At 67.5% G+C, this 8393-nt stretch carries 8 protein-coding genes; all 8 read right to left on the bottom strand.

Annotated features, from left to right (window positions below):
- Positions 1–308: 308 nt before the first annotated feature.
- The gene (gene metK / locus H7290_RS08375; RefSeq protein WP_290513562.1) at positions 309–1505 is read right to left on the bottom strand and encodes a methionine adenosyltransferase; all 1197 of its coding nucleotides are present in this window, start codon (positions 1503–1505) and stop codon (positions 309–311) included.
- A 56-nt stretch (positions 1506–1561) separates the two neighbouring features.
- The gene (coaBC, locus tag H7290_RS08370; RefSeq protein ID WP_290513561.1) at positions 1562–2764 is read right to left on the bottom strand and encodes a bifunctional phosphopantothenoylcysteine decarboxylase/phosphopantothenate--cysteine ligase CoaBC; all 1203 of its coding nucleotides are present in this window, start codon (positions 2762–2764) and stop codon (positions 1562–1564) included.
- Between the two features lie 54 nt (positions 2765–2818).
- Positions 2819–3100 (bottom strand): DNA-directed RNA polymerase subunit omega, encoded by a 282-nt coding sequence (gene rpoZ, locus H7290_RS08365; protein WP_290513560.1) that lies wholly within the window; start codon positions 3098–3100, stop codon positions 2819–2821.
- An 8-nt stretch (positions 3101–3108) separates the two neighbouring features.
- Positions 3109–3726: a guanylate kinase gene (gene gmk / locus H7290_RS08360; protein WP_290513559.1), complete on the bottom strand. Its 618-nt coding sequence runs from the start codon at positions 3724–3726 to the stop codon at positions 3109–3111.
- A complete protein-coding gene (gene mihF / locus H7290_RS08355) occupies positions 3719–4057 on the bottom strand; it encodes an integration host factor, actinobacterial type (protein WP_290513558.1) in 339 nt (112 codons plus the stop codon). The genes gmk and mihF overlap by 8 nt, the downstream gene beginning before the upstream one ends.
- A 30-nt stretch (positions 4058–4087) precedes the next feature.
- Complete coding sequence (locus tag H7290_RS08350; RefSeq protein WP_290513557.1) at positions 4088–4519, bottom strand: hypothetical protein; 432 nt, start codon at positions 4517–4519, stop codon at positions 4088–4090.
- 33 nt (positions 4520–4552) lie between these two features.
- Positions 4553–5398 (bottom strand): orotidine-5'-phosphate decarboxylase, encoded by an 846-nt coding sequence (gene pyrF, locus H7290_RS08345; RefSeq protein WP_290513556.1) that lies wholly within the window; start codon positions 5396–5398, stop codon positions 4553–4555.
- Positions 5395–8393, bottom strand: a 2999-nt coding sequence (carB, locus tag H7290_RS08340; RefSeq protein ID WP_290513555.1) for a carbamoyl-phosphate synthase large subunit, incomplete at its 5' end; no start/stop codon positions are given. The genes pyrF and carB, both read right to left, overlap by 4 nt.

Raw genomic sequence — 8393 nt, 5'->3', positions numbered from 1 at the left:
CCCGCCCCGCGGGCATCCGGCGCGGGCGAAGCCGGCTTTAGTGGCGGAGGCAGACCTGTCCGGGGCCCACGCCGTCGTCGCCTCGGGCCTGGCGGCCCTCGACCCGCTGGTCGCTTACCTGGTGCCCGGGGGGCCGCCGGGCCCGAGGCGCCGCCGAGGTGGGCCCCGGCCAGGTCTGCCGCCGCCACTAAAGCCGGCTTCGCCCGCGCCGGACGCCCGCGGGGCGGGGATGACGAAGGGACCAGAGCAAGCTGCTCTGATCCCTCGTCGTTGGTCACTGTGCTGTTTCTACCAGCCCCTCAGGACAGCTACTTGGAGGCTGCGGCCTTGAGTGCGTCGACGCGCTCCGTGGTCTCCCACGTGAACCCCTGGTCCTCCCGACCGAAGTGGCCGTAGGCAGCGCTGGCCGCGTAGATCGGACGCAGCAGGTCGAGGTCACGGATGATCGCGGCCGGACGCAGGTCGAAGACCTCCAGAACGGCTGCGCGGATCTTGTCGACCGGGACGGTCTCGGTGCCGAAGGTCTCGACGTAGAAGCCGACGGGGTGCGCCTTGCCGATGGCGTAGGCGACCTGCACCTCCACCTTGGTGGCCAGCCCGGCCGCGACGATGTGCTTGGCCACCCACCGCATGGCGTAGGCCGCAGAGCGGTCGACCTTGCTCGGGTCCTTGCCGGAGAACGCACCTCCACCATGGCGGGCATAGCCGCCGTAGGTGTCGACGATGATCTTGCGGCCGGTCAGACCGACGTCGCCCATCGGGCCGCCGATGACGAACTTGCCGGTCGGGTTGACCAGCAGGCGGTAGTCGGAGTGATCGATGTCGAAGGTGTCGAGGATGACGTCGACGACATGCTTCTTGATGTCGGCGGCGAGCTGAGTCTCGAGGTCGATGCCGTCCTCGTGCTGCGTGGAGAGCACGACGGTGTCGATGCGGACCGGCTTGTCGTTGTCGTCGTACTCGACCGTGACCTGAGTCTTGCCGTCGGGACGGAGGTAGGGCAGCGTGCCGTCCTTGCGGACCTTGGTGAGCTGCTCAGCCAGGCGGTGCGCGATCGTGATGGGCAGCGGCATGAGCTCGGGGGTCTCGTCAACCGCGAATCCGAACATCAGGCCCTGGTCACCGGCACCCTGCAGGTCGAGCGGGTCGGCTGATCCCTCGGCGCGACCCTCGAAGGCGGTGTTGACGCCTTGTGCGATGTCTGGCGACTGCGCGTCGAGGGTGATCTGGACACCGCACGAGGCGCCGTCGAAGCCCTTCACGGACGAGTCGTAGCCGATCTCGAGCACACGGTCACGAGCGATCTTGGCGATGTCGGCATAGGCCTCGGTCGTGGCCTCGCCACCGACCACGATGAGGCCGGTCGTGATGAACGTCTCGCACGCGACGCGGCTCTTGGGGTCTTGTGCGAGCAGGGCGTCCAGGACGCTGTCGCTGATCTGGTCGGCGATCTTGTCCGGGTGACCTTCGGTCACAGACTCGGACGTGAAGAAGCGGCTCACTATTTCTCCTGAGTTGGGGGCTTGTGAAGTATAACGAGCGAACGTGTCAGTGGTCTCGCTCAGTCCATGCGGTGGACGACTGCGTCCCAGACCAGGTGGGCCAGGTCGCTCTTGGGGCCGAACGGAAACTCTTCGATGGTGCCGTCTGCGCCCAGCAGCACGGCCTCGTTGTCGTCGTGTCCAAACACCTTGCCATCGCTGACGTCGTTGACCACGAGCAGGTCGCAGCCCTTGCGTGCCAGCTTGGCCCGGGCATGCTCGATGACGCTGGCACGCGCATCGCCGGTCTCGGCGGCGAAGCCGACGATGACCGGCTTCTTGCTGGCGCGGGCCGCGACGAGCTCGGCGAGGATGTCGGGATTCTCGACCAGCCGGATCTCTGGCGCCGTACCATCGAGCGTCTTCTTGATCTTGGTGTCGACGACATCGATCGGTCGGAAATGGGCGGGGGCCGCGGCCATCACCACGGCGTCGGCGTCGGCTGAGGCGGCGAGCACCTCCTGACGCAGGTGCCCGGTGCTGACGACGCGCACGAGATCGACACCGGCCGGATCAGGCAGCGTGACGTTGGCAGACACCAGCGTGACTCGCGCCCCACGCGAGACCGCAGCCTCGGCAAGGGCGTAGCCCTGGCGCCCGGACGACCGGTTGCCCAGGTAGCGCACGGGGTCGAGGAATTCGCGCGTACCACCGGCCGAGATCACGACGTGCCTGCCGGTGAGGTCGTGGGTACGGCCTTCGAGAAGCTGGACCGCGGCGGCGTAGATCTGGGCCGGGGCCGGGAGCCGACCCTTGCCGGTGTCGGCACCCGTGAGTCGCCCTACTGCCGGCTCGAGGACGACATGCCCACGCGTCCTCAACGTCTCGACGTTGGCGCGTGTGGCGGCGTGGTCCCACATTTCCGTGTGCATCGCCGGAGCGAACATCACGGGGCACCGCGCCGTGAGCAGGGTCGTGGTCAGGAGGTCGTCGGCGAGCCCGTTGGCCGCTTTCGCAAGGATGTTGGCCGTGGCCGGCGCCACGAGCACGAGGTCGGCAGACCGGCCGATGCGGACGTGGGCCACCTCGTCGACGTGCTCGAACACGCCCGTCTGAACCGGCTTGCCGGAAAGGGCCTCCCACGTGGCGCTGCCGACGAAGTGCAGTGACGCCTCGGTGGGAACGACCCGGACGCTGTGCCCGGACTCGGTGAAAAGACGCAGCAGCTCGGCGGCCTTGTACGAGGCGATGCCACCCGAGACTCCGAGCACGATCTCGCTCACAGCAGACCCTGCCTCACGCGGAGCACCTCGCAGGACACATCACGGGACCGGGGGTCAGGCCTTGTCGGTCTCTTCGGGGTCGATGTCCTCGACGGTGAGCAGGTCGGCGTTGATCTCGCGCAGCGCGATCGACAGCGGCTTCTCCTGCACACCCGTCTCGAGGAGCGGGCCGACGTACTCGAGGAGGCCCTCGCCGAGCTGCGAGTAGTAGGCGTTGATCTGCCGCGCACGCTTGGCGCTGTAGAGGACGAGCTTGTACTTGCTGTCCGCCTTCTCGAGCAGGTCGTCGAGCGGCGGGTTGGTGATGCCGATGGCGACCGAGCGTGTCGTGGACACAGAGGACCTCACAGAAAGTGTTGGGGATGCGCCCGGCTCGTGCCGGATCTGAACAAGTCTACCAATTCCTGGCAAGCATTCTCGACATCGGTGTTCACGATCGTGACATCGAACTCCTGCTCGGCCTCGAGCTCGGTTCGCGCGGTTGCGAGCCGTCGCTCCCTCTCCTCGGGGCCTTCTGTGCCCCGACCGACGAGACGGCGCTCAAGCTCGTCCCAGCTGGGCGGTGCCAGGAAGCACATCAGGGCCTCCGGCATGCGCTGGCGAACCTGTCGCGCGCCCTGCAGGTCGATCTCGAGGAGGGCCGGCGTGCCAGACGCGAGACGCCCCTCCACCGGCGCGCGGGGGGTGCCGTAGCGAGCGGCCTGATGCACCACAGCCCACTCGAGCAACCCGTCGTCAGCGATCATGCGGTCGAACGCGGCGTCACTGATGAAGTGGTAGTGAACGCCGTCAATCTCGCCGGGCCGCGCCTTGCGGGTCGTGACGGAGATCGAGATCCAGATCTCGGGATGGGTACGCCGCACGCAGGCCGCGACGGTGCCCTTGCCGACGGCCGTCGGGCCCGCAAGGACGACGAGCCTGGAGCGCCCCGGCAAGACGGGCGACTCGCCGGCCTCAGCCACGGCCAGAACGGTCTGATCTGTGGGCGAACTCTTCGATCAGCGCCTTGACCTGGTTGGCCCCGAGCCCCCGCAGGCGACGGCTGTCGGCGATGCCGATGCGGTGCATGATCTCCTGCGCGCGAACCTTGCCGACCCCGGGCATGGCCTGGAGGAGGTCGACCACCCGAAGCTTGGCGATGACCTCGTTGGCTTTCGACTCCTGCAGGACCTCGGTGAGGGTCGCGCGCGAGCTCTTGAGCCGGTTCTTGACCTCGGCACGCAGCTGGCGAGCCGCAGCGGCCTTCTCGAGCGCGGCCTTGCGCTGTTCCGGTGTCAGCATCGGGAGTGCCACGGAATCACCTCTCTGTGCCTGGTGGGGAGATCATTTCAACTTGATGTCGCACTGCTGCAGGACATTCTTCACGACGGCGGTGCGCTGTGCCGTCGTGGCGTTGAACGTCTTGTAAGCCTTGTTGAGAGCGGCGAGGTCGGTCTCGCCGAGCGACTTGACCTTGGCGGTGTCCGTCATCTGCTCCAGCGGGATGCCGGACGCCTTCTGCGCCGCCATGATGCCCTTCGTCGCGTCAGCGAGGGCCGTCCAGTCGTCCTTGACACCGGCCGGGGACACCTTGGCGACGTCGGAGAAGACCTTGGCGTACTTCGTGTAGGCAGCATCGGTGCGCGTCTGGCCGAAGTTGTTGAGCGAATTCTTGTCCTTCTTGACCGTGTCGCAGTAGGCACTGCCACCACCGCACGCCGACAACGCCGTGGCCACGACAATCGTCATGACCAGTGTGGCGGCGAAACGTCTCATGCAGTGCTCCTCGGCAAGTGGCTTTCCTGACTGCTAAGACCCTACAAGTTCGGCGTTGACCCGAGCGACAGAATCGCGCAGCGCCTGCACATCGGGTCCGGTCGAGAGCACGGCGCGCGACGTCGACGGGATCACGGTGTCCATGACGGCGCCGAAAAGCCGTCGGATGTCGTCGGCGGTGCCTCCCTGCGCGCCGAACCCGGGCACGAGCAGTGGCCCGTTGATGTCGAGGTCCTCGGCGACGTCGCCAAGCGTGGCACCGACCACCGCGCCGAACGATCCCATCGGCGATGATCCGGCGTTGAGCGTGGCGAGCTGGGTGAGGATGCCGCCGGCGACGGTCTGGTCGGCCCCTCCGTCGCCCGCGGCCGGCCCGCGTCGCAGCAGTGCCTGCTGCACCTCCGGACCCCCCTTGTTCGAGGTCAGGGCGAGGACGAACACCCCGGCGTCGTTCTTGTCGACAACGTCGAAGAAGGACTGGAGGGATCCGAACCCGAGGTAGGGGCTGACGGTGATCGCGTCGGCGGCCATCGGGGCGTCCTCGTCGAGGTAGGCGTCGGCGTAGGCGGCGGCGGTCGAACCGATGTCGCCCCGCTTCACGTCGAGGATGACGAGCGACCCGGTGTGGCGCAGGTCCTGAATGGTTCGCTCGAGGACGACGACACCCCGGGCGCCGAAGCGCTCGAAGAATGCCGACTGCGGCTTGACGAAAGCGGCGTGACCCGCGAATGCCTCGACGCAGAGGGAAGCGAAACGGTCGAGCCCCTCCACGTTGTCGGGGAGGCCCCAGTCAGCGAGCAGTGAGGCGTGCGGATCGATGCCGACGCACGCCGGACCGTAGGCGGCCATCGCCACGTGCGCCCGCGAGCCGAAGCTCATGGTGCCACCACGGGGCGTCCCTCGGTGACGATGCGACCCCATTCCTGCAGCGACGTGACCCCGATGCGGCCCTCGATGAGAGCCTCGATGCCCTGCACCGCCGCGGCGAGACCCTGCACCGTGGTGATGCACGGGATACCTTCGGCGACGGCCGCGGTGCGAATCTCGTAGCCGTCGATGCGGGGACTCCCGCCCGACGTGATGCCGTGCGGCGTGTTGATGATCAGCTGGACGTCCTGGGCGTGGATCTTGTCGACGATCGTCGACCGCTCCTGGCCGGCGAGTGGTTCCTCGTTGAGCTTGCGGATGACCGTGGCGTCGACGCCATTGCGCTTGAGCACGACCGCGGTGCCGCTGGTGGCCAGGATCTCGAAGCCGAGGTCAGCGAGGCGCTTGACCGGGAACACCATGTGCCTCTTGTCGCGGTTGGCGACCGAGACGAACACCTTGCCCGAGGTGGGCAGGCCGTTCTGGGCGCCGGCCTGCGACTTCGCGAACGCCGTGCCGAAGGCGTGGTCCATGCCCATGACCTCGCCGGTCGAACGCATCTCCGGCCCCAGCAAGGTGTCGACGTAGCGACCCTCGTACGTCCGGAAGCGGTTGAACGGCATGACCGCCTCCTTGACCGCGATCGGCGCGTTGTCCGGCAGGTGTCCTCCGTCGCCGGTGGCCGGCAGCACGCCGGCGGTGCGCAGCTCGGCGATCGACTCCCCCAGCATGATGCGCGCGGCGGCCTTGGCCAACGGAGTTGCCGTGGCCTTGGAGACGAACGGCACCGTGCGGGAAGCGCGCGGATTGGCCTCGATGACATAGAGGATGTCCGAGGAGAGAGCGAACTGGATGTTGATCAACCCATGCACACCGACGCCCTTGGCGATCGCCTCGGTCGACTCGCGGATGCGCTGTATCTCGACGTCTCCGAAGGTGATCGGCGGCAGTGCGCAGGCCGAGTCGCCCCAGTGCACGCCAGCCTCCTCGATGTGCTCCATGACACCGCCGACGAACAGCTCAGTGCCGTCGTAGAGCGCGTCGACGTCGATCTCGATGGCGTCGTCGAGGAACCGGTCGACCAGCACGGGTCGCTCCGGCGAGATCTCGGTGGCCCGGTCGATGTAGTCCTTGAGGGTGCCCTCGTCGTAGACGATCTCCATGCCGCGGCCGCCCAGCACGTAGGACGGGCGCACCAGCACGGGATAGCCGATCTCGTCGGCGATGTGCTTGGCGTTGGTGAACGTCGTTGCCATGCCGTGCTTGGGAGCCGGCAGGTTGGCGTCGGCGAGCACCTTGCCGAATGCGCCGCGCTCCTCCGCGAGGTGGATGGCGGCTGGCGGCGTGCCCACGATCGGCACACCCGCCGCCTCCAGACCCGCCGCGAGGCCCAGCGGGGTCTGCCCGCCGAGCTGGACGATGACGCCGACGACGGGGCCCGCGAGTCGTTCGGCATGCACGATCTCGAGGACGTCCTCCAGCGTCAGCGGGTCGATGTAGAGACGGTCGGAGGTGTCGTAGTCGGTCGAGACGGTCTCGGGGTTGCAGTTGACCATGATCGTCTCGTAGCCCACCTCCGAGAGTGCCATCGCGGCGTGCACGCACGAGTAGTCGAACTCGATGCCCTGGCCGATGCGGTTGGGGCCGCTGCCCAGGATCAGCACGGCAGGCTTGGTGCGGGGCTCCACCTCGGTCTCCTCGTCGTAGGACGAGTAGTGGTACGGCGTCGTAGCGGCGAACTCGGCGGCACACGTGTCGACGGTCTTGTAGACCGGGCGGATGCCGAGCGCGTGGCGCACTCCCCTCACGACGTCCGCGGGGAGCCCGCGGATCTTGCCGATCTGCGAGTCCGAGAAGCCGTGCCGCTTGGCACGTCGCATCAGCACCGGCGAGAGCTCGGTCGCTCCGGTGAGCTCGAGGGCGATCTCGTTGATCAGCGCCAGCTGGTCGATGAACCACGGGTCGATCCGGGTGGCGTCGAAGATCTCCTCAGGGGTGGCGTCGGCGCGAAGCGCGTCCATGACCTTCTTGAGCCGTCCGTCGTGGGGCACCTTGATCTGCTCGAGCAGAGCATCCTTGTCGAGCTCGACCCATTCCTTGTGCCAGTCGAACACCGCGTCAGGACGCTCGAGAGAGCGCAGTGCCTTCTGCAGCGCCTCGGTGAAGTTGCGACCGATGGCCATGGCCTCACCGACCGACTTCATGTGAGTCGTGAGAGTCGCGTCGGCCTGGGGGAACTTCTCGAAGGCGAAGCGCGGCACCTTGACGACGACGTAGTCGAGGGTCGGCTCGAACGAGGCCGGTGTGACCTGCGTGATGTCGTTGGGGATCTCGTCCAGCGTGTAACCGATCGCGACCTTCGCAGCGATCTTGGCGATCGGGAAGCCGGTGGCCTTCGAGGCCAGGGCCGACGACCGCGACACGCGGGGGTTCATCTCAATGACGATGATGCGGCCGTTGGCGGGATTGACGGCGAACTGGATGTTGCAGCCGCCGGTGTCGACGCCGACCTCGCGGATGATGCCGATCGAGATGTCGCGGAGGCGCTGGTACTCGACGTCGGTCAGCGTCATGGCCGGCGCCACGGTGATCGAGTCGCCGGTGTGGACGCCCATCGGGTCGAGGTTCTCGATCGAGCAGACGATCACGACGTTGTCGGCGGTGTCGCGCATGACCTCGAGCTCGTACTCCTTCCAGCCGATGATCGACTCCTCCAGGAGCACCTCGGTGGTCGGGCTGAGCGCGAGACCGGAGCCCGCGATGCGCTGCAGATCGGACTCGTCGTAGGCGATTCCGGAGCCCGAGCCGCCCATCGTGAACGAGGGGCGCACCACGACGGGGTAGCCGCCGAGGCCCTCCACACCGTCGAAGCACTCCTGCATCGTGTGGCAGATGACCGACTCGGCCGACTCCGCACCCCACTCCGGCGGCAGCGTCGCAACGACCCGCTTGAAGGACTCCCGGTTCTCGCCCTTCTCGATCGCCTCGATCGAGGCGCCGATGAGCT

Source organism: Aeromicrobium sp. (genome assembly GCF_014378035.1).
Classification (GTDB): Bacteria; Actinomycetota; Actinomycetes; order Propionibacteriales; family Nocardioidaceae; genus Aeromicrobium.
This window is presented reverse-complemented; position numbering and strand designations above follow the sequence as displayed.

Excerpts from the sequence above, each read along its gene's own strand:
- H7290_RS08350 (WP_290513557.1), bottom strand. The coding sequence starts at position 4,519 with ATGAGACGTTTCGCCGCCACACTGGTCATGACGATTGTCGTGGCCACG.
- pyrF (WP_290513556.1), bottom strand. The coding sequence starts at position 5,398 with ATGAGCTTCGGCTCGCGGGCGCACGTGGCGATGGCCGCCTACGGTCCG.